Below are 23534 nucleotides of genomic sequence, written 5' to 3'. Positions count from 1 at the left end.
GTTTGTTATATTGTGATGTAATGGTATGACGGGATATTCTAAAAGTACGCAGTAAACATTATTAACTTTTTTGAAGGAGTGAAGATGGTGAAAATAGAATTAGTAAAACCTTCAGATGAAATGGAAACAATGATATTTGAGTTAGTTTCTGAATTTAAGGTACACAAAGAAGATACAATTAATGGTTGTTGTGGATTAATGAGGTGTAATGATTATTATGAGTGGATGGAGTATATTAGGCAAGTCGAAAATGGGCTTATGGATAGGACTCCATCAAGTACCTTTGTAGCAATAGATGCAATCTCAAAATCAATAGTTGGAATTATTGATATAAGGCATTATTTAAATGAAAAATATTATTATAGTGGGCATATTGGATATTCTATTCGTCCGAATTTACGGTGTAAAGGTTATGGTACAGAGATTCTACAATTGGGGATAGAAAAAGCAAAAGATATTAACCTTGAAAAATTATTGCTATCCTGCAAAAAAAGTAACATTGCTTCACAAAAGGTAATTGAAAGAAACAAGGGCATATTGGAAAAGGAAATATTTGATGATGGTGAAGTATATTTGGTATATTGGATTCGTGTGTAAGTTATAACAGAACACAGCATTATATAACGATAAATAAGTAGTGAATGTAGATAAAACTCCCAATAGAAAATCAATGTTATTTCACATCTTTCTTAAACAGTGTAACAATGGTATATATGAGGAACAAATAAGAGAGGGGGAATAAAAAATTGGTATTACTCGAAAAACATATATTTGAACTGGAAAATGAGTTGTTAAAATCTGAAACAAGGCAATCGGCAGAAAAAATAAGTAAATTACTGTCAGACGATTGTACTGAATTTTGCAGTTCGGGAAAGATATATAATTATAATAAAGGTGATGTCTTTGATAAGAATATTAATTTATCTGAAATAAAGTGGGAAATAAAACAATTTACAGCAATACAAATGTCAATTGATTGTATATTGGCAACTTATAAGTTAATAAAGCATAGTGAATTGAACGAACATATGAAATATTCACTTCGTAGTTCCATATGGAAATGTTTAGATGGAAAATGGAAAATGATTTTTCATCAGGGTACATTGACATCTAAAATGTAAGAGGGAATAACAGAATTTTATGTGAAAAATATAAAGTGTTCCAAAACTAAACCAATTAACTTTAAAACTGTTGAGATTAATCTATAAAATGCCTAACGTAGCCAAAATTGGAAATATGTCAAATATATTACCAGAGTATTTAGGATGAATATGATGAATATTGCAGTGGAAAGTATCAAAATAATGAGGGTGTTCAACCAAGTTTACTGTATAAAGATTTTGAAAGTTAAATAACTATAATTTGCAATAGTATTATTTTGTTTTACAGTAGTATATTGTTGCTGATGAAAATGGAGGCTAAATTTAATATGGATAATGTTGAGAGTGTACTTAATTATTACAAGGATGAATTAAAATGGAATCCACCTTTTGCTGACATACTCTCTAAATATTCACCAGAGGGATTAAAAGGCTATTTGGTAATGCGTGAATCCATCCAAAATGGTCATTTGCCTAAAAAGACAAGTGAATTGATTTTTACAATATTGGATAGTTTAGATGGCGAAGTAAGCGGTGCAAAAGCACATGCTGTTGCGGCCATAGAAGCAGGTTTAACTATGGAAGAGTTAGTAGAAGCATTTGTAATTGTAACTCTTGTAAAAGGTATTAATGTGTTATGTAAAACAGGCGTTGAAGCAATAAAAGTAGCCGAGAAAAGATTTGAGGAAATAAAATTGACCAAGGAAAATCAACAATAAAAAAATTGGGATATTTGCATGTTATGAAGGAGTGGTAGGAAACTGTAAGGCATAGATTATATATGTAAATTATTTTATCAAAAAGTAATGGGGGCTATATGGAAAATTTAGATATAAGAAAATTTGATAATGATGACGCAATTACAGTATCAAAAATAATTTGTAAAAATTTTTTGGAGGTTAATATAAAGGATTATCCTAAAGAAGAAATGGAGTATTTATCAGAAATTTATAATTCTGACAAAGTATTAGAGATTAGTGATTATGCTCATATGTATGTTGTATGTATAGATAAGAAAATTATTGGTTGTGGTGCAATTTCAAGCTTTTGGGGAAGACAAGATGAAAGTATACTTTTAACAATATTCGTTCTACCTGAATTACATGGTAAGGGTATTGGAAGAATAATAATAAAAACATTAGAAAGTGATGAATACTTTTTAAGGGCAAAAAGAATAGAGATTCCATCATCAATTACTGCATGTGAGTTCTATAAAAAAATGGGATATGATTATAAAGATGGAATAGTAAAATTGGATGGTGAAGGACATTACCGATTAGAAAAATTCAGATAGAATAAGAACATATATATCATTGATGGAGGTACTATGAAAAACAGTCAGTAGATAAACTGGCAGACTATTTGTAGTGTTAAAAATATATTTATTTAATTCATTAAAAATATATGAACTTTAAAATATAATAAACATCTGAGTTGAGTAAATAAGAGACTTACAGGGGAATCTACTAAACTAATTAGTACAATAATGCTAATGTAGGGGGTTGGGCTATAGTGAGTAATTTTAAAAAGATTTCTTTAGTAATAATAATTTTAATTTCAGCTATTATAATTAGTAGCACAATGTATTTAGCTATTGGCACTGGGATTGATACGTATGGAATTTTTGTTGATAATATCACTAAAGACAATAAAACTCTACAAATCACTGGGTCGACAAGCAATAGTGCTTTAGTATATGCTGGATATAGCTATAAAATCAAAGGTGATTCATTGTATTTAAAGTTAAGATATAGTCTTGGAAGTTCATTTCATCATGGTGGAGGATTCAATATTACCTTAAATAATGACCTTAGTAATATAAATAATATGTACCTACAGGGTAACAAAAGCGAAGACGAAAAATTATTTTGGACAAAATATTCTCAAAACATAAAACAAAATGCTCTACAAGTACAAATGTCTACTGAAAATGTAAATTATAAATCTACTATTAAATCTATCAAATTTAGAATAATAAATAATGGGGATACTCCTGTAGCTCTTGGAGAGTATTATGTTCTCCAAAAGTATAAGGATGGAAAGTGGTTCGATATTCCGTTTAAGAAAGACTTTTCGTTTACTGCGGAAGCGATTCTATTAAAACCAAAAGGAAAATATGAAAGTAGTGCACTTTTAAGTCTATCTGATTTTACATTTAACACAGGAAAATATAGAATAATTAAAGTTATTTTGAGTAAAGACAAAGAGAAAGTTAATATCAGTTGTGATTTTAATATTAATTAAAAGATTTGTATTAATGATAACTCGGAAGATAAGAGTTAATAATGGTATTACTTATTTTTTATATATGCGTTACAAAGATTATTAACAAATCTAAAGAAGGAGGTATACTACTCTGACAAGTGAAATGAATTATACCAAAATAATTAAAGAACAAACAGAGCGTTCTCTTTGGAGTATCAACAACGTTATTGATTGTGTGCCAGATGGATATTGGAATAAAAGTTATTGTAAAATGCCTTTATGGAAACATATTTATCACACATTACATTCTTTGGATATGTGGTATATCAATCCACGAAAATATTCTGAACCATCATTTCACATTGAAAATTTAAACAATTTGGATGTTGAGACAGAAAAATTATTATCAAGAGAAGAACTAAAACATTATTATAAATTAATTGAAAAGAAAATAAATCAATATAACAATAGTATAACTGATGACATACTCCTTACTAACCCTGAAAGCTGTGAGTGGACAATCTTTACATTAATTCTTGCACAACATAGGCATTTATACACTCACATGGGAATGATTATGGGATTTATAATTGCTGAAACAGGATTATGGCCTAAAGTTATAGGATTAGAAGGGGCTATTCCAACAGGTGATTATAGTTTGTATTTTTAATAGTAATGTAGTGTGATGTAGTTTTCATTTTAGAAGTATCGGTATAAATATACGTAACAAATTTAATGAAGGTGAGGATGTACAAATATGAGAAATTGTTTAGTAGAAGGTATACCTACATTAGAAGAAGCAAAGATAATATTAGAGGAAGGTAGTAAATTAAATCCAGGTGCATGGATAGACCATTCTTTATATGTAGGTAAAGTAGCAGAATTAATTGCAAAAGAGGATAAAGAGTTAGATTCAAATGTAGCATTAATACTCGGCATGTTGCATGACATTGGAAGAAGATACGGTGTAACTAATGAGAGACATAGTATAGATGGTTATAGATTTGCTATGGAAAAGGGATATGATTTATGGGCAAGAATCTGCATGACACATGGATATTTATGTAAGAACGTTGATGACATATGCGGGAAGAAAGATTGCACGATTGAGGAACGTAATTTTACTAAAGAATATTTAGATAATATTGAATTTACAGCGTACGATAAATTAATTCAATTATGTGATGCCTTAGCACTACCATCAGGATTTTGCTTATTAGAAAAAAGGATTGTAGATGTTGTGTTGAGATATGGCTTTAATGAATTTACGCTTGAAAAATGGAAAGTAACATTTGAAATACAAAGATATTTTGAGGAAAGAATAGGAACGTCTATTTATAGTATTTTGCCTAATGTAAAAGAAACTACTTTTGGTTTTTGAAAAGGTTTTGATGAACAGTTTTCAAATATTGTGTCTGAAAGGAAGTATTGTATGTCTAAAGACATGTAATAATCTTTAGATAGATTATTTCAAATTGTTTTATATAAACGTCACAAGTAATAACATTTGTGGCGTTTTTGTTTGTGTTAAAGTGAAGGAAGAATAGGAAGATTCATCCGCATTTCTTAATGAAATAATAAATTTCACATTTTAGTCTTGAACCTTACGTAGCGTAATAATTTATAATTAAATTATATGTTATTGGGAGGTATTTAAAAATGCTAAAACTTGAATATTTACAAAAGGAAGATTTAAAAAAAATAGTGGAATGGAATGTTAAAAAATCTGCGGATTATTTATTACAATGGTCTGGACCTGCATATAGTTATCCTTTAACAATTGAGCAAGTTGAGGATTATTTTATAAGCAATAATTCTAATATATTTGTTTATAAAATACTATCAATTGATACTGATGAATTTATTGGAACTATTGAATTATGTGAAACAGATAAAAGCAATAAAATTGGTAGGGTATGTAGATTTTTAATTGGGGAAGAAAATTATAGAGGTAAGGGGATTGGAACTGAGGTATTAAAGGAAATATTAAGAATTGGATTTAAAGATTTTAAATTTGAAAAGATAACACTTGGCGTATTTGATTTTAACTATGGTGCGATTAAATGTTATGAAAACGCAGGGTTTATGAAAGAAAAATTCTTAGAGAATTCAAGGAAATCATCAACGGGTTATTGGAATTTATATGAAATGTCTATTTCAAAGACTGAATGGCAAATAAGTAATTAATAATTGAGATTACTTTAATAAGGCAGAATTATATAATATGATGAAATAAATATTGGGTGGGGTTAGCGTGGAAATTATAACAAAACAGATTACTATTGAAAATATAGGAATTTTAAGAGAATCATTAGATAAACTACATGAATACCATAACAATAAATCAGTATATTTTTCTGGGAGTTATCCAAGAATAACATTTGAAGAGCGTATAGAACAATATAAAAAAAATGCAAAATTAGGAAAATACAGAATTGAATTATTGAATGACAGAGATACAAGCAATATTGTAGGATTTTGTATAGCGTATAGAACAAAAATATTTGGAAAGATAGAAGTGCTTTTCGTTGATGAAAAATACAGAAGAAATGGATTGGGTATAAAATTAATGGATAGTGCCATGGAATGGTTTGTGGAAAATCATATAAATGAAATAGAACTTACAGTAGTATATGGGAATGAAGTAGTATCATTTTATGAGAAATTTGGATTTTATCTACGTTCAAGTATTATGACAACAAGACCATAACTATATAAATCCACTTTCTTCGTATCTTATATAACAATGGAAAATAAATGTGAAGTAATAATGTTTATATCTCCTTACCATATTTAAATAACAAAATTTTAACCCCTCAGCTTAATTATTTTTCAAAATAAGCTAAGGGGTTATATTATTTACACTTAACACAATTATATGTTTAAAGAAATTGGAGTTTCTAAAAAACATATTAATTCACACGCTAAACAGTAAAAATCTTTGTACAGGGAGATAATAATGGTATCTTTTATATTTTAAAAGATTTAGATTATGTATTTAGTATAACAAATAATATGCAAAATGTAACGAACACAATAGGCAATGAAGCCAATTGAATCAGCACTATTGGCAATAAGGAGATTTCTATTTTGTAAGTTGAGATGATAAATTTGAATTAGAATAAGTTGCAATATTATAACGACTTTAACTTATATATAACATGGTTAGAATATTGACTATCTTCAACGCAACATAATAGTAAATATGGTGTGATATTATATGATTCCATTAATATTATTAGAAAATTAGTTGATGGGTGAAACATAAATACGCAAAATCATGAAGAAGTAAGTGTAACGGAATTAGATATAAACTAAATAATTATTATGTGTTTAATATAAAAAAGTGTAAGTAATAAGTTATATACGGTAGATAACCGTTGATGACGGGAACGCACATAAATAAAGGCATATTTAAGAAAAACTCTTAGATATGCCTTTTATTTGCGTTGTCTCGCATAGAAATAAAAATGTTTTACATTTAATAATTTACATAATAATTAGCCCCCTAAATAATATATATTATAGCAAAGAAAGTAGCATGAGTTGTAATAACTTCTGCTACTTATTTTTATTAATTTATTCGCTTTATATGAAAAGCACCCAAAATATTAATATATTTAAACATCCCTTACGGTGTAGATTTTTTAGAATATTTAAATTGAATAAATATTCTCATTATGGATATCAATAAAATTATTGAAAAAAAACATAAAGACGTATAATTAAAAGAAAATACCTCAGCATACGATAAAAAACTTAACGTTAATAATAAAAACCCTATTATTAAAGAGCTGATTTTATAAGATTTTACAAATCCCTTTTTATTTTTAATTTTTGTATTTGTAGTTAAGGCATATTTAAGCATATCAAAATTTGTTTCTGTTCTCGTTATTCCATACAGAATAATGCACAATCCTACTATAACCATGAACAGTATAAATATATTATTCGTAATAATACCACTTCCTCTTAGTTTCTAATATTATAAGTATTTAATAATAATAGCAGTTGCCTTTTAACTAAACTTTCAATTTTTACTATAAGTATGTCCTTATTCAATTATATAGGATATTAATATAAACTTCGAATATTTAACATAAAAATATTAATTTTAAATACATCCTAAACTCCTAAACTTTATATTCCATACTTTTAATTGTTTCTAAATCTTCATCATCTATATCATAATGCCTATCTGTCGTAATCAATTTATAGATGATATTATCTATGCTTGGTAACTTTGTTATCGCACTTACAAGACTATATAAGGCTAACTGCTTATATTTTTTCATAGAATGTACCTTGCAAATAGCGTATAAATTGGATTTTGGTTGGTCTAATAAGTTTTCTCGTTTATTAAAAGTTTTCACATCATCTTCTTCATCAAATTTAAAATATTTGTTGGCTGTGGCTATCATTGCCTTTTCTGTTTCTGATTTAAGCAAGGCAATATATCTTGTAGTTGGCTTTGTTCATTTTTAAGGTTAATTTTCAATGAGACAATATCGTATTTACGATAAATAAAACTATTAATCCTTTATTTTCGTGGGTTACAACCATCAACGGATTATTACAGTATATAATTAATAAGTATTAATATTCCTTTTTTATATAACTTATGGTATAATTTGTTGGTATTAAATTTGTTTGCTCAGGTCGTTGGTTCGAGTCCTTCACTCCCTACACCTACAATCATAAGTATTTGTGCTATTAAGCTACTTGGAGAAGCTACGATTAAGGTTGTTATTGGAAACTTAATTGGAACTCTCAAAGGAAAATACGAAAGGATGTGGTCCGTTATGAATATTCTATTTGTAACTATAGCTCTATGTGGTTTTTGCGGGGAGTTAGCTCAGAGGTAGAGCATGTGATAAAGTTAAATCAACATAGAGCTGAAAGCAAAAGTTCAGCACCTTAATGGTGCTTTTTTTAATTCAAATAAATATAAGAATAAATAGGAGAATTAAGAAAGTTGAAGGGGGATTGGAATATGGGGTTTATATATGAGAAAGAAGAATTTGAAAAATTGTTTGATAAACAGCCAGTCATTGTAATGGATACAAATGTCCTTTTAGGGCTGTATAGTTTTACACCAGAAACTATAGAAGATATTATTGGCTCATTTGAAAAAAATCTGAACTTTTTTTGGATACCTAATCAGGTATATTTAGAATATACAAGACATTATGAACACATACGCAAACGTGAAGCAAACCGATTTCAGAATTTGAAGGAGGAAATCTGCAAGGCACTTTCTGATTCAATAGGTGCGGTCTCAAAAAACTATAGTGCTTTTAACAAATATAAATTACCAGAAGTAGATGATAGTAGAAATAAACTTATAGAAAATATAAACAATGCGATGAAAACTGCAAAACAAGATTTAGATAAACTGCAAGTTGGACATAGTGAACGAATAGCATGTATAAGTGAGCAGAATGATATTGTATATAAATTTGTAACAAATATAAGAAAAGTCAGTTGTGCTGATGGGTTTTCAATGTTAGAGCTAATTGATATTTATGAGGAGGGAGAAAAAAGGTACAAGTATAAAATGCCACCTGGATTTACTGATATTAATAAACCAGATAAGGGTGAAGAGTATTCTGATTTTGTAATGAGAAAATATGGAGATTTGATTATTTGGAAGGAAATACTTAGAAAAATAAAAGACAAAGACGTAAATCTTATATTTATTGAAAATGAAGTTAAAGAGGACTGGTGGACTTATAGTAAAAATAGACCCAAAAGGATTCCATTAATGTTGGAAGAAGAATTCTTTAAGGAAGCAGGAGATAATTCGGATTTTTGCATGGTAACGGTTGATGAATTAATAAGTCATTTTGGAAATCTCCTAAATATCCAACCTAATTCTATTTTAGAGGTAAATAAAAGAATGGACTTTATAAGGGGGATGGAGGCTTACTTAACGTTAAATCAATATGATATAGTACAAAGTTATATTGAAGACAACGCCATTGAGCAAATCATAGATAATATTAAAAATATTTTAATAGGGGAAGGACTTGGAGGTGGCAGTATTTCAGATGTGGAACATATTGAGATAATTGAAATTAAGGTGATGGAAAGTTCGTTCGATTATAACCAAAATGAATGTCAAATCACAGTAAATACAGGAGTAATTGTGGAAAATAGTTCTGATGTAATTGTATCTTTTGGAAGAGTGGATAATGTATCAATGAATATATCCACCATAGTTAAAGTAGAGGCCTCTCTCTATCTAAATATTGATAACGAAAAAGAGCCGAAAAAAGCTATCGAGTATGAGACTGTGGAATTTCATAATTTCAAAGTTAAGGATATTGAATATAGGGAATACGATGGACGCACTCATTTTATAGATGAAGATGATTACAATGGGAGGTCACATCGTATGAGTATTTGCCCTGATTGTGGGGAAGAATTTATTGAAGGAAGTGGTGGAGGAAATGGATTTTGCATTGAGTGTGCTTCAGAACATTAAAATCAATAAAATAGCAGTATAACAGTATATGTACTGAATAGTGCCTACAACATAATATACTAAATAAATGTAGAATTATATAAATGATAGAAACACTTTCCAGAAAGGAAGTTTTTTGAATTAGGGACTAAAAATGATTGCAAACTGAGTTTCTAAGAAAAATCTCGAGATATAAAGCCGTTGACTATCTGCAATAGCTAAATAATATCATTTGTATTGAATACAGTTACTAATACATGTATAGTTTATATATGGAAATAAAAAACAATATTTGATATGTAAGGTAATGCAGATAGTCTAATTAATATCTGCATTATTTATTAAGGTTTCTGAATCTGACAGAAAGTTACGGAGGAAGATTAAGAATGGCTGTTTCAGGGCCTTTCAAGGAATCTGATGAAAAAGCATACTTTGAATATGACATAATAGCTTAAAAACTAATATTGTGTAAAATAGGGGGTGATATGATGAATACAGTAAGTCCAATCCGAGATAAGAAACAATTGGAGGCTATGAAAAATTTCTTAAAGGGAAAGGATGTACGAGATTATTTAATGCTCATGGTAGGAATTTCCAGTGCGTTAAGAATTTCTGACATATTATGTATGAGGACTAAGGATATTTGGACAGGAAGAAAGCCAACAGAATTTATAATGCTAAATGAAAAGAAAACTGGTAAGGCTAAGAGGTTTCCGATTACTAAGAATTTAAATAAATGTATAATTTTATTTATGAAGGAACATGACTTAGAACAGGATGATTATGTATTCCAATCAAGAAAAGGAAATGGAAAGGCGATTACCCGTCAACATGCGGCCTACATATTGAGCCAAGCAGGAGATTACGTAGGTATTAAAGAACCAATATCAACACACTCTATGCGAAAAACTTGGGGTTATTGGGCATATAAATCAGGTGTGTCGTTAGCTCTTATAATGGAAGCTTTAAATCATAGTAGTATGGCGAATACAAGGAAGTATCTGGGGATTACTCAAGATGACTTAGATAATGTTTATATGTCATTGAACTTATAGAACATTTAAGCAAATAAAAATAGCTTATAATAGGAAAGAATTTTTTAGAATATAAATAAAAGGTGATAAAAATGAATAATATAGGAAAGCGAATAATGGTTATAGGTTCACCAGGTAGCGGTAAGAGTACATTTTCAAGAAAACTTGCAGAGATAACACTTCGCCCACTTATTCATCTTGATAAAGAGTTTTGGAATAATGGTTGGATTGAAACTCCAAGGGAGGAGTGGGTAAGAAAACAAAAATTATTAATATCAGGGGATGAATGGATAGTAGATGGTAATTATGGTGGGACTATGGATATTCGTCTTGAAAAGGCCGATACTGTAATTTGTTTTAAATTAAGTAGAACAGTATGCTTATTGAGTTACTTTAAAAGAGTTATAACAAATATAAATAAAATAAGACCTGATATGCCAGAGGGTTGTCCCGAAAAGTTTGACTATGAATTTATGAAGTATATTTGGAACTTCCCCGAGAAATCAGGACAAGGAAACATTGACAGAATCAATAAAAATAAAACTAAACAAATAATAGTTTTTAAAAATAGAAGAGAAGTAAATAAATATATTAAAACCATATACACAAGCATTAGCTGATAAAAAAAAATCAGTTCAGTTGCTTATTGTATATGGTTTTTTCTTTTATTTAATTTAGTCAATATTGGAGGATGTAAAATGACAAATGGAATTTTCGATTATGAAAAAGAAGCTTATGTTCCAGGTATAAAAGTGCAAGATTTTTCATCACGTGGAAGGGTATCAAGGATAAAAGGGAAAACAACAAATAGAATTCACCACCTCATAAGTGATTTACAAACAAATTTATTTTACCTACTTGATTATGAAGAAAGTATAACCGATATAAAAGAGCATTATCCATTGCTGGATTTAGAAGAAGTAGTATCTGATTTGGCTGATATTAGATTAGATAAGTTTATAGATAAAAAAACAGGTGAAAAGTATGTTTTTACAACAACGTTTGTTATTACTTTGAAAAGTATGTCAGGAGAAAAATATTTAGCCTTATCTGTGAGGAATGAATCGGAATTGTATAGAGATTTGACATTGGAGAAACTTGAATTAGAAAGACGATATTGGAATAAGAAAAGGATTGGTTGGGCGATAATCACAAACAAGGATTTACCAATGATTAAAGTTAAAAATATTAAGTGGCTATACTTAGGATATACAGATATTGATTTTGATAAAGAACAGTATATAAGGCAGATGATTACAAGCAGAATAAATTTAAATCAATTTATGTTGAAAGATATATTAAGTTATATAGATAAAGAACTTTTACTAATTGTAGGTACGTCACTTGGAGTATTGAAAAATATGATTATCGACAAGGAACTAATAGTAAATATGGATATTCCTATTGATATTGAAATGCTAACAAGTGATATAATTGTAAATTTCAAAGAGGTGACTAAACGTGCATTATAATATAATGTTAAATAGCTTGGTTCAATGGAATAAAGATGAAAAATTAATCGAAAGAGTTTTATGGATTTCTGAGGAAATAGATATAGTATTTTTAATAAATATATTTGATAGGAGTTGGCCATATGAAATTAAACTTTCTAAACTATATACACTACTAATAGAAGAAGAAATAGATGTCATAACAAATGAAATCCATTTTAGAGTAGTAGATGAAGTTGACATTAGTGATAAGGATGTTGAAAGAAGAAATAAATCATATCAGGTTGTAATGGAATTTTACAAAAATATAGACGAACCTAATATTTTTATGACAAGAGAAAGAAATAAATTTATTAATAATGTAATTAGCAAGTATGGAATAAGTAGAAGCACAGTTGAAGACTACGTTAAAAAATTCTGGAAGCGGGGTAAAACAATAAATTCATTATTAACAGATTATCACCATTGTGGAAATGCAAAGAAGGATAAAGGCTCAGGAGTTTTAAAGCGAGGGAGGCCTAAAGTTAATGAAATTAATACGGGTATTAATATTGATGAAAAAATGAAAAAGATATTTAAAACTTCAATAAATAAGTTCTATAATAATCAGAAGAAAAATTCTTTAGTTACAGCTTATAACTTAATGCTAAAACAATATTTTAGTGAGGAAATTATAAGTGAAAAGGGAAGAACAGAAATAATTTTGAAAGATAAACAAAATATACCTTCATTAGCACAGTTTAGATATTGGTTCAATATAAGCAGAGATTTGAAAAAGGAAATAACAACAAGGAATGGGGGAAGAATCTTTTATCAAAAATATAGGGCTGTACTAAATTCAGTTAATGATTCAATAATTGGAAGCGGAATGGAGTATCAAATTGACGCAACGATTGGAGATGTTTACTTGGTTTCTGAATTTAACAAGAAATGGATAATAGGTAGACCTACAATTTATATAATCGTGGATACATATAGTAGGCTAATTACTGGATTTAATATTACATTGGAATCAGCCTCTTGGGTTGGAGCTATGGTTGCTTTAGCAAATGCAATGACGGATAAAGTTAAATTTTGTAAAGAAGAATATGGGATTGAGATTAGTGAAGAAGAGTGGCCATCAAAACATGTTCCATTTTCTATATTAGGGGATAGAGGAACGGAAGTAATGGGATTTAATTCTGACAATTTAGTTAATAATCTTGGCATAAAGCTCTCCAATACACCACCATTTCGCCCTGAATGGAAACCAATAGTCGAACAAACATTTAATCTACTAAATATAGATACTAACGGAATTCCAGGTTCAATATCCCCAGATTTCAGAGAAAGAGGTGCAAAGTGTTATTCTTTAGACGCTAAACTCAACATAAAGCAATTTACTAAAATAATAATACGGTGTATTTTATATCATAACAATCATCATATTTTAAAAGGATATAAAAGAGAAAAAGGAATGATTGCGGACGAGGTTGAATCTATTCCAGTTAAATTGTGGAATTGGGGAGTTGAAAACAAAAGTGGAATACTAAGAACAGTTCAAGAGGATGTAATAAAGCTGAGCTTAATGCCCAGAGACAAAGCTATAGTTACAAAAAATGGAATTAGGTTTAAAGGTATCTTTTATAGCTCTTTAACAGCTATAAAGGATAGAATTTTTGAGACTGCAAGGTCAAAGGGGAATTTCCCAATAGATATAGTTTATGACCCACGTAGTCTTAATAATATTTATTGGATTAATAAAGATAGTACGAAATATGAAAAATGTTTTTTATTGAATAAGGAATATAGATATTTAGATAAAGCAATTGAAGAGGTTGAATATCTAAGGCAAAAGGAATTATTAATGTTAAAAGATGTTGATAAAGTGGAGGTAGAGAAGAAAATAAATCTGATAAATGATATAGAAGCAATTGTAAAAGAGGCAACAATGCAATCAAGTGGAATAGAATTAAAACCATCAGATATGAAAGGTATTAGGGAAAATAGACAGGCAGAGAAATTTATTAATAGAAAAAAAGAAACTTTTATACTTGGTAACAAAGAAGAAAAACGTGGAGTAGTTATAAATTATAAAGTGGAAGATGAAAGTGAAGATGACTTGATGATGTTAAAAGTAAGGCAAAAGGGAGGAAAATATAATGAGGAATAACAATAATGTTGAAGCTATATATAATGAACAAATAATTGATGAATATTCGGGGAATCCGTTCATAGAAGCTTTGCCATTAATAAACAGTAAACCAGATGTAATAAATATGATAGCATGTTATCCTAAATTTGATGGAAAGGAACGGGAATATGAGGCACATATCAGGCTACATTTAGTGCAACGAATATTTCAATATTTCCAACCATTACCTGTTCATTTAGATTTAGAAGCTAAAATATCGAGGATAATTAGAGGTGGATATATTAGTAGAAATCCAATTACACCTGAGTATGTTAGAAGTTTTAATAATGGGTATAGAGATATACAAAGTGGAAATCTTAATTATAACAGTTCAGATAATTTTGTAACCACATCCAGTGGATTTTCGTTAATTGGGGTAAGCGGTATGGGAAAGTCAACCATAATATCTAAAATATTGAATTTAATGCCAGAAGTTATTGTACATTCAAAATATAAAGGCAAACCATTCACAATGACACAACTTACTTATTTAAAGCTCGATTGTCCATTTGATGGTTCACTTAAAGCTCTTTGCTTAGAATATTTTGGAAAGATTGATTCTATATTAGGAAGTAACTATTTTCAAAAATATCATTTAGCGAGATTATCTGCAAATGCAATGCTACCAATTATTAATCAAATATCGAGGACGGTTGGGTTAGGCTTAATTGTAGTGGATGAAATACAGAACCTCAGTTTATCAAAAGGGGGAGGGTCTGAAAAAATGTTAAATTATTTTGTTTCTCTCATTAATTTATCAATTCCAGTTATATTAGTAGGAACTCCAAAGGCAATGCCAATTTTACAAAGTGAATTTAGACAAGCACGTAGGGGCCAGGGTGATATGGTGTGGGATAGACTTCATAAAGATGAACATTGGAATTTATTAATAGAAGGTTTGTGGGATTATCAGTGGGTTAAAAAACCACAAAAAATATCACAAGAGTTTTTAGATGTGTTATATGATGAAAGTCAGGGAATAATTGACATCGCCATAAAAATATTTTTCATGGCACAGGTAAGGGCTATTTCTTCAAGAAAAGAAATTATTACTTGTGCATTAATTAAAAAGGTAGCAGATGAAAATTTAAAATTAGTTAAGCCTATGCTACAATCATTAAAAAATGGGCGAAATATGACCTCATACAACGATTTTATGGTATTAGATGTTTCAAATTTTATAAATAATGAACAAAATCAGATTAATTTAAATAGTAGCGTTGATGAATTTAAAAGGGCAAAAGAAGAAAAAAGGAAAATACAAGATATTGATATAAAAGAAGTGGTAGTCATTAAATTAATAGATTTAGGATTTGAAGAAAGTGAAATTAATAGATATATAGAGCAAATTCCAAATTTGGATGAAACGGGTATTAATAAATTAACAAGAACATTACTAAATCTCTTAATGAAAACAGGGAATAGTAATGTTGCGAAAAAAAAGACATCAAAAAGAGAAAAAATAGTTTTAAAAGATGAAGATGATATAAGATTTATTGCAAGACGGTGTAAAAAAGAGGAGACATCAATATATGATGGATTAAAGAATAATAGTTATATTAAAGATTTTGAAAGTTTAATAAGGGAGGTTGTTTAATATGCCTACCTTCTTTCCTACTCCATATTTAGGGGAAACTTTATATGGAGTTATATCAAGATTTCATGTGTGGGGTGGAAATGTAAATTGCAAAACAACTTTACGGGATTTATTTAATACAACCTCAGTAACAGCAGGTAGGGAATTACCTGCTAATATTAATTTATTGCTAAGTAATTTACCTGAAGATTGTACTCTTACTGTAGATGAAATTATTACGAAGCACACCTTATACAAATATTATACTGCGTTTTTACCCAATGAAAAAGCTAAGAGTGTATATGATTTAATGGATAAGGGGGAAGGTTCTTTAATCTATACAACATTAGGCATGTGCAATAATACCATAAAGATGGATACTAACTTGAAATATTGTTCCACTTGTGTTGAAGAAGATAGATATACCTTGGGTGAGGCATACTTTCATTTAGAACATCAAATTGCTGGAATATTGATGTGTCATAAACATTTTACCGAATTAAGGGTTTGTGAAAAGTCCATGGATTATAAAAACAGACAAGCGTATTTAAATTTAGAATTTAGTATATGTGGTGAAGATAAAATAATGGTAGAATTAAATGATAACATAAGAAGACATCAAACATTATTTTGTAATAATGTAAACAAAATCTTAAATGGAGATTTAAAGAATAGAGAAATAAATTTCTTTAGAGAATTTTATTTAAGTAAATTAATAGAGAAGAACATAGCTCAAAGTAGAAGTAACATCAATCAAGAAGATTTATTAGAAGGTTTTAAATATTATTATGGTGAAGAGTATTTAAGCTTAATAGGTTGTAATTTTGAAATTACTAATAAATATAATTGGGTTACTGCAATTTCAAGAAAACATAGGACGAGCTTTCAACCAATTCAGCACTTACTTATCATAGATTACCTTGGTATCGACATTGTGAATTTATTTGAGTCTAATTATGTTGAGGTAAGGAAAAGCAAGTCATACCAAGTTAAAACTGATGAAGAAAAGGTAGAATATAGATGTAAGTGGCTGAAATTCAGAAAAACGTATCCAGATAAGAGTAAAAGCTTTATAAGAGACATGGATATTGCCACATATACTTGGTTAATTAGGCATGATACAAAATGGTTATCGGATAATTCACCTTGTATGAAAACTTATGGGTTTAGTAAAAAGATTGACTGGGATAAAAGGGATAAAGATATTTTGAAAGAAATAAGAGTTGTGGTAGATGATATATATAGTAGTAAGGGAAAACCAGAGAGAGTTACTGTTGGGTTAGTTGGTAGGAAAATAGATAAGTTATATTTATTGCAAAAATACTTAGACAAAATGCCAAAAGTTAAAAAATATTTAGAAAATAAAATTGAATGTGTTCAGGAATTCCAAAATAGAAGGATGAATTGGATTATATTAAATTTTGATGATGAAAGAATACCGAGAGAATGGGAAATAAAGAGACTTGGTGGAATAAGATGATATGTAGTAATTATTAATTAAATAGTTCAAGCAATTAAAATACTATAGCTATCAACAAAAAAATATATATAGTGAAATTAACCATGAGTTATTTCGTAAAAAATAGACAAAGCATTTATTACAAAATATATAAAAAATATATAAAATATTACATAAAAACCTAATTTGTGATATAATGTTGACTATAGTATTTTGTGTGCAGGGGGATAACTGATGAATGCTGATGGATGTATTAGGAGTCTGGATAAATTAGAAGTAAATAGAAAAGCTGATTATTCAATATGGGGATATTTATATCAATTTGATTTAACATTGTATGATATGTTATGTCATAACACAGAAAATGATTTATTTAATGATGAACCTAATAGTAGCAAAGCAACATACCAGATAGAGGTAATTGAGGATTATATAAAAACATTTTCGTTACTGAATAAAGATTATATTAGAATCGCACAAGTAAAATATTCTTCATTAGCAAAAGACTTTAATAACTGGGGGGTAATCATTGATTTATATTATGATTACTTATATTTAAGTAATATGTCTGAGGGAGATATAAACATAAAATGTGCAATTATTTTTAATACAATTAGAAAGGTATCATTTGAGAAACAACAAATAATTGATAATGGCAAAGAAATAATTGGAAATTTTATTTCAATTTATATGAAAGAAGTGGCAATGAGTAGTGTGAATATCAACGAAGATAATCATAATAAGCGAGTGATAAATATATTAAATAAGTACCACTCCGAAATAGCTTTAGAGAATTTTTTGAATCATAGTTTGATAATTCATTGGGAGGAGCAAAGGCAAAAACTTATTAATCTTATTAAAGTAAGATTAGATAAAATATTTAATGATGAATTTATTAACTTTTCAAATCAAAATAAAAAAGATATTTTATATTCCCTGTCTATAAGCTTCATCATAGATAAATGGCAAAGTAAAAAAAGTAAAATAGATACAGTAGAAATAAAAATAGATGACATAATTAATTATGTAAAGGAAATAGTGATAAGTGAGGAGAAGGTTATCACTTACTCCATTATAAATAACATAAAAGAGGCAATAGACCAGAATTTAAAAGAAATAACATGGACATTGCTCAAACAAGATAAGGATAAAGATGAAGAAAAGGTTAAAGTATTATTACAAAATACTTATTATAAATATGCAGATAAACTATTTGAAAAACTAAGTGTAATATTAAAGGATAAATTGAATAGATGTAAATTATTAAATACTATATCTCTAAATGAATTTATAGGTAAAGAGGAATATTTTAAATTAAGTTTAATTGAGGAATATGTGTATTTTTCAAAGAAACAAGTATATTTAGAATCATATATTAATAGAATATTGAAATTTATAAATCAAAATGTAGAAAATGGTATTAATAGTATTTTAGATATTAATATTATGCTTGATTTTAATAACGATATATTATTCTTTAAACATCCACTTGAAAAAAGAAGTTGTGTATTATTGCCTAATACAATTAAAAATCCAGAATATGACCATGAGATGGTATTGGAGAGAATCAATCAATCTAAGATAAAGCCAAAAGTATGGTATTTCGATAAATTAGATATACCTAATCCAGTGTATGATTTAAATATATTTAAACCTAAAAGTGTAAATATAGATATAAAAGAGCCTTATGATGATAAGTATTATATAGAATGTATGGAGTGTTTGGATTTAAAATACCCATTTGAAAATGGTAGAATAAGTTGCATATTTTGTGAGAGGTGTAAACTAAATGGACAAAGCAAAGATAGAGAATCTTTTGATTAGCAATGGATTTAATAAAAGTAACTTAGAGATTGGAGAAGGTGTTAAAGTTTTCGAAAATATATATTTGAAAGATAATAAAGAGGCGTATATATTATTTGATGGATTAATTAGTGAGGAGTCTATATATGAATGTCAAAAAAAGATTCTTTGGTTTCAAAATTGGAATGATAATGAGGTTTTAAGATATAATATAAATATTTTAATCCCATATAAATCTTCACAAGTAAACAAGAAAGAAGTCAATAAATATATATTTAAATTTGAGAGAGATTCTCATATATGTAGGAAAATTTTTTTGAATTTAGATAATGATAATTGCATTGATTTATTACCATTTAACAAAATCCAATTATCAGATAGCAAGGTAAGTGCCAGTGATTTAAAAAAAGAAATCATTAATATATTAAATACAGATATAGTATATAAGGAACTTTTAAAAGATGAATTTGATTTAGATTTATTAAAAAAGGAATTATTTAGTAGGTAGGTGATTATATCAAAAATTTATATATTAGAAGAATTTATCTAAAGAATTTCAGAGGCTATGAAGGAGAAAAAGAATTTGATTTTACTACTAACAATCAACCAAATAATTTAATTTTACTTTCGGGAGCGAATGGTTATGGTAAAACATCTTTGTTAGATGCAATAGAATGGTGTTTAACGGGAACAATAAAAAGGATATACGATGATTATTTAAAAAGGTGTTCTAATGCAAAGGAACAACAGATTCAAGATTCAGATAAGGGATTAATTAAAAATATAAATAGCTTAGATGAAGAAATTTACGTAAGGATTAATATTATTTATAAAGGTAAAGGCGTATTTTTAGAAAGAAAGTTTCATGTAATTGATAAAGAGGTTGATGGATTAAAACTCTTATCTACACCTAATATTGAAGGTGATGATAAGAGTATTGTAGAAGAATTGTTAAAAATTTTAAAAGTGAAAATAGAAAAGTTTAATGATAACTTTATTTGTTCTTATGATAAAAATATAGAAATGTATACTAAAGGTCGAAGAGATATATATGACATATTTTCGTGTTTATATACAGAATTCAAAGAGGCTAATATTATTAAAAATACATTAGTAACGGTTAAAGGTAAATTATCAGAAGAAAAAGATAATTTAAATAAAGAAATTACCAGTGTTTCTATAGAAAAAAGTAAATATGAAAAATTAAGTAAGGAAATTGAGAATATTAATTTTGAATTAAGAGAGCAATATCCGATAAATAAATTGTTTGATATTGAAGTGATTACACCTTATCAATTTATAGATAATATATTAGTTGATTCTCTTAAAAATTTAAAAATACAGATAGATATTTTACAGAGCTTGTTTTACTTAAAAATTAAAGATAATATAGAAAAAATTCATTTAAAATTAGCTTATCAATATAAATTACAGTTATTAAACAAATTAGAAGAGGAAATAGAGTTAAAGAAAGATGTAATAGAGAAGGTTAAGAAAGTTAATTTTGAAGATATTATGATTGAAAAAGAAAAAACAAAAGGGCTGTATAATAACATTAAAAAATCGTTAACAGCAGAAAATATAGAAATATATTTAAAAAAAGTAATACAAGAAGAAAAGATTAATGAATACATAAAAAAGAAAAATATTGATATTCTATTAGGTTATAAAAAGAATATAGAAAGTAATTTAAGTAAAAAGAATTTGTATAACGAGAAAAAACTGTTATATGATACTAAAAGTCCAGTTATGTTAGTAATGAGACACATTGTAGATAATACTGAAACTTTAAAAGAATATAGAAAAGAAAACGATGAATGTCCTGTATGTGGTAGTATAGAGTTTAAAAATAGTGAAGTGGGAGCTATTGCTAAGAAGTTTTTAGGCGATAAAGACATAGTAAGACAAGAAGTTTCAAAACTGATTAAGGATATTCAAGCAGAAAATGATGTTATTTTTAAAAAATTCTGTGATTTATTAACACTGAAATTTCAAGAGTTAGATAAGCATTATGAAGAAATTTTATTATTAAAAGATGATTTGAAAGTTACATTCCATTTATGCAATTTATTAAATATGTCATTAAAAGATACTTCTAACATATCAATTGCAACAACAAAGGTATTTTATGCACAAGAAATTGAAAAGGTTAATATTATTGATAGCTATAATGTGCAACAAACAATATTTGCTTTAGAAATGATTGATTTACCATCTGTAATTAAATATAAAGAAGATTTAAAAAGGTGCTCTACACTTGGACTTGAAGAGTGTTCCATTTTATTAAATAAGATTATGCAAGAGTTCAAAAGTCACGATATAAAATTGCAAAATACATTAGAAATAAATATTGAATCTTTAGATTTGAAGAATATAGAGACTAAGCTCAATATATGCAAATTTATTAATTCAATAATTAATAAAAATAAAATATATCAAATGATTATTGAACTTGAAAAAAAAGGGAAAGACAAGGAAAAACAATTTATAGATACCCGAAAACAGATAACTAAATTAAATAGTATTGTAAGTAGTATTAATAAAACAATTAGAGAAAACGAAAAAAAGGAAATAGAAAGAATTGCAGAACCATTAGATAAGATATACCGAAAGATTACACGTAATACAAATATTAAGGAAATAAAATTGAATAGGGGAAATGGTCAAAACTTATCTGAGTTACAAATTTTAGATTCAAACGGTAAGGTTGCACCATTTGCTAATATTTTAAGTGCAGGTCAGCTTTCGACACTATCACTTTCAATTTTTCTTTCCAAAGCATTATTGAATAATGGAGATTTGAGATGTTATTTAATGGATGAACCAATACAGACAATGGATGACTTAAATATAATATCATTTATTGATTTAATTAGATTTGAATTAGAGAGAGATGAAGAAGATAGGTTTATTGACCAGTTAATTATTTCTACCTGTGATAACGATTTAGAAAAATTAATAGTGCATAAAATTAAAAGCTTTAATATACCAATATGTAATTATAACTTTCAAGGGCAGGGAAGGTATGAGAGAATAATTTAATTAATGATTATAGAAAAACGAAAGACTATAATAAAAATAGTTTATAAATAATAATTTATAAGTTGTGTATTGATACAATGAGCTAATCAGGGGGAAATATATAAATTTAGGTTTTTTAAAATATTATTAAAGGTAGTGAAGGGTGGGGATGTATTGGGAAGAAAAGATATTAAATCAAGTGCCATTAAGGAATTATACTCCAAATGTGGTAACACATGTGCTTTTATAGGATGTACTAATAAGCTGTTCTCTGATGATGAAAATGGAAGAAATCATATAAGTAATATTTGTCATATTGAAGGATATAATGAAAAGAGTGCAAGATATAATGCCAATTTATCTGAGGTTAAAGCTAATGATGTTTCAAATCTTATTTTATTATGTACAATTCATCATGGATATATTGACCAAAATGAAGATATATATTCTGTTGATTTTCTTAAAAGTCTTAAAGAATCTCACGAGAAGAAGATAGATTGCCTATTGTATAAGAAGATACTTAATGCTCCAATTATAAATTTTGATAACATTGGGTGTGATTCGTTAATTGAATATATAAATAGCAATCCAGACTATAATTTAGATAAAAAATATTTAAATAAATTATTTAAAAAGATTAGTAGTCAAAAACCAGTTACACTTGAAATCTTGTATAAAATAATAGAATATTATTATGAAAATAGTAATCTTAATATGGAATGTATTTGCAATGAAACAGGCCTTAGTGACATTGAATTTTCATCACAGTTAAGGTTACTTGTACAAAATGACTTTATAGATGAAACTTATTATGATAACTCCATGAGAAGTTTTATTGAATCTGATGAAGATAACATTGAAATAGTTTCTGAGAATTATCCATATAAAATGTATAATGGCATATGGCAATTAAAAGAAAGAGGATACATCTTATTTAAAATTTTAAAATACATTGATAACTGTCAATATTTTTATGATTTATTAGTAAATCTAAATTTAAAGTATATTGATAGCTAAATGAAATACTGTAATTAAAAAAATATTTTTGTGATATTTATTTATTAATAAATAACTATATTTATATTTAAGACTTCTTTCCTAACTATGTACCATAATAATAAAGTTCCCCATCTAATAATAAAGTTCCCCATCTAATAATAAAGTTCCACAAACTCATAATAAAGTTTGGGAAAAATAGATGACGGACAAGCCCCACATTTAGTAATAATTGGCTAAATGCGGGGCT

At 27.6% G+C, this 23534-nt stretch carries 21 protein-coding genes and 1 pseudogene; 21 read left to right on the top strand and 1 reads right to left on the bottom strand.

Annotated features, from left to right (window positions below):
- Nucleotides 1-84 precede the first annotated feature (84 nt).
- The 10 genes and pseudogenes from VIM70_RS08735 to VIM70_RS08690 all read left to right on the top strand — a co-directional run bounded on the left by VIM70_RS08735 (nucleotide 85) and on the right by VIM70_RS08690 (nucleotide 6015).
- The gene (locus VIM70_RS08735; RefSeq protein ID WP_331945366.1) at nucleotides 85-597 is read left to right on the top strand and encodes a GNAT family N-acetyltransferase; all 513 of its coding nucleotides are present in this window, start codon (nucleotides 85-87) and stop codon (nucleotides 595-597) included.
- A gap of 149 nt (nucleotides 598-746) precedes the next feature.
- The gene (locus tag VIM70_RS08730) at nucleotides 747-1121 is read left to right on the top strand and encodes a DUF4440 domain-containing protein (RefSeq protein WP_331945365.1); all 375 of its coding nucleotides are present in this window, start codon (nucleotides 747-749) and stop codon (nucleotides 1119-1121) included.
- Nucleotides 1122-1222: 101 nt separating this feature from the next.
- Nucleotides 1223-1351: pseudogene (locus VIM70_RS08725) on the top strand (dCTP deaminase); the annotation flags it as partial.
- A 78-nt stretch (nucleotides 1352-1429) separates the two neighbouring features.
- Nucleotides 1430-1819, top strand: coding sequence for a carboxymuconolactone decarboxylase family protein (locus VIM70_RS08720; RefSeq protein ID WP_331945364.1), 390 nt, complete (start codon nucleotides 1430-1432; stop codon nucleotides 1817-1819).
- Between the two features lie 98 nt (nucleotides 1820-1917).
- Entirely contained in the window at nucleotides 1918-2394 is a 477-nt protein-coding gene (locus tag VIM70_RS08715; RefSeq protein WP_331945363.1) for a GNAT family N-acetyltransferase, read from the top strand.
- Nucleotides 2395-2612: 218 nt separating this feature from the next.
- Entirely contained in the window at nucleotides 2613-3344 is a 732-nt protein-coding gene (locus VIM70_RS08710) for an immunoglobulin-like domain-containing protein (RefSeq protein ID WP_331945362.1), read from the top strand.
- A gap of 124 nt (nucleotides 3345-3468) precedes the next feature.
- Complete coding sequence (locus VIM70_RS08705; protein ID WP_331945361.1) at nucleotides 3469-3975, top strand: hypothetical protein; 507 nt, start codon at nucleotides 3469-3471, stop codon at nucleotides 3973-3975.
- An 87-nt stretch (nucleotides 3976-4062) separates the two neighbouring features.
- Entirely contained in the window at nucleotides 4063-4686 is a 624-nt protein-coding gene (locus VIM70_RS08700) for an HD domain-containing protein (protein ID WP_331945360.1), read from the top strand.
- 278 nt (nucleotides 4687-4964) lie between these two features.
- Nucleotides 4965-5492 carry a GNAT family protein gene (locus VIM70_RS08695; protein ID WP_331945359.1) on the top strand — a complete coding sequence of 176 codons (528 nt, stop codon included), beginning with the start codon at nucleotides 4965-4967 and terminating at the stop codon, nucleotides 5490-5492.
- 67 nt (nucleotides 5493-5559) lie between these two features.
- The gene (locus VIM70_RS08690) at nucleotides 5560-6015 is read left to right on the top strand and encodes a GNAT family N-acetyltransferase (RefSeq protein ID WP_331945358.1); all 456 of its coding nucleotides are present in this window, start codon (nucleotides 5560-5562) and stop codon (nucleotides 6013-6015) included.
- A gap of 1423 nt (nucleotides 6016-7438) precedes the next feature.
- On the opposite strand, the gene VIM70_RS08685 is transcribed toward VIM70_RS08690, so the two are convergent.
- Entirely contained in the window at nucleotides 7439-7753 is a 315-nt protein-coding gene (locus VIM70_RS08685; RefSeq protein WP_331945357.1) for a hypothetical protein, read from the bottom strand.
- A gap of 545 nt (nucleotides 7754-8298) precedes the next feature.
- On the opposite strand from VIM70_RS08685, the gene VIM70_RS08680 reads away from it, so the two are divergent.
- From VIM70_RS08680 to VIM70_RS08630, 11 genes are all read left to right on the top strand, one after another.
- Complete coding sequence (locus VIM70_RS08680; RefSeq protein ID WP_331945355.1) at nucleotides 8299-9792, top strand: PIN-like domain-containing protein; 1494 nt, start codon at nucleotides 8299-8301, stop codon at nucleotides 9790-9792.
- A 467-nt stretch (nucleotides 9793-10259) separates the two neighbouring features.
- Entirely contained in the window at nucleotides 10260-10826 is a 567-nt protein-coding gene (locus VIM70_RS08675; protein ID WP_331945354.1) for a site-specific integrase, read from the top strand.
- A 71-nt stretch (nucleotides 10827-10897) separates the two neighbouring features.
- Complete coding sequence (locus VIM70_RS08670; protein ID WP_331945353.1) at nucleotides 10898-11425, top strand: DNA topology modulation protein; 528 nt, start codon at nucleotides 10898-10900, stop codon at nucleotides 11423-11425.
- Between the two features lie 78 nt (nucleotides 11426-11503).
- The gene (locus tag VIM70_RS08665; protein WP_331945352.1) at nucleotides 11504-12277 is read left to right on the top strand and encodes a TnsA endonuclease C-terminal domain-containing protein; all 774 of its coding nucleotides are present in this window, start codon (nucleotides 11504-11506) and stop codon (nucleotides 12275-12277) included.
- Complete coding sequence (locus VIM70_RS08660) at nucleotides 12267-14408, top strand: Mu transposase C-terminal domain-containing protein (protein WP_331945351.1); 2142 nt, start codon at nucleotides 12267-12269, stop codon at nucleotides 14406-14408. The genes VIM70_RS08665 and VIM70_RS08660 overlap by 11 nt, the downstream gene beginning before the upstream one ends.
- Entirely contained in the window at nucleotides 14398-16026 is a 1629-nt protein-coding gene (locus VIM70_RS08655) for an ATP-binding protein (protein WP_331945350.1), read from the top strand. Before VIM70_RS08660 ends, VIM70_RS08655 begins: the two co-directional genes overlap by 11 nt.
- A 1-nt stretch (nucleotide 16027) precedes the next feature.
- Entirely contained in the window at nucleotides 16028-17485 is a 1458-nt protein-coding gene (locus VIM70_RS08650; RefSeq protein WP_331945348.1) for a TnsD family Tn7-like transposition protein, read from the top strand.
- 213 nt (nucleotides 17486-17698) lie between these two features.
- The gene (locus VIM70_RS08645) at nucleotides 17699-19288 is read left to right on the top strand and encodes a hypothetical protein (RefSeq protein ID WP_331945347.1); all 1590 of its coding nucleotides are present in this window, start codon (nucleotides 17699-17701) and stop codon (nucleotides 19286-19288) included.
- Nucleotides 19254-19775: a hypothetical protein gene (locus tag VIM70_RS08640; RefSeq protein WP_331945346.1), complete on the top strand. Its 522-nt coding sequence runs from the start codon at nucleotides 19254-19256 to the stop codon at nucleotides 19773-19775. Before VIM70_RS08645 ends, VIM70_RS08640 begins: the two co-directional genes overlap by 35 nt.
- An 8-nt stretch (nucleotides 19776-19783) precedes the next feature.
- Nucleotides 19784-22309: an AAA family ATPase gene (locus VIM70_RS08635; protein ID WP_331945396.1), complete on the top strand. Its 2526-nt coding sequence runs from the start codon at nucleotides 19784-19786 to the stop codon at nucleotides 22307-22309.
- A gap of 153 nt (nucleotides 22310-22462) precedes the next feature.
- Nucleotides 22463-23305, top strand: a complete 843-nt coding sequence (locus VIM70_RS08630) for an HNH endonuclease (RefSeq protein WP_331945345.1) — start codon at nucleotides 22463-22465, stop codon at nucleotides 23303-23305.
- Nucleotides 23306-23534: the final 229 nt, after the last annotated feature.

This window comes from Clostridium sp., assembly GCF_036569345.1.
Lineage (GTDB): Bacteria > Bacillota > Clostridia > Clostridiales > Clostridiaceae > Clostridium_AD.
This window is presented reverse-complemented; position numbering and strand designations above follow the sequence as displayed.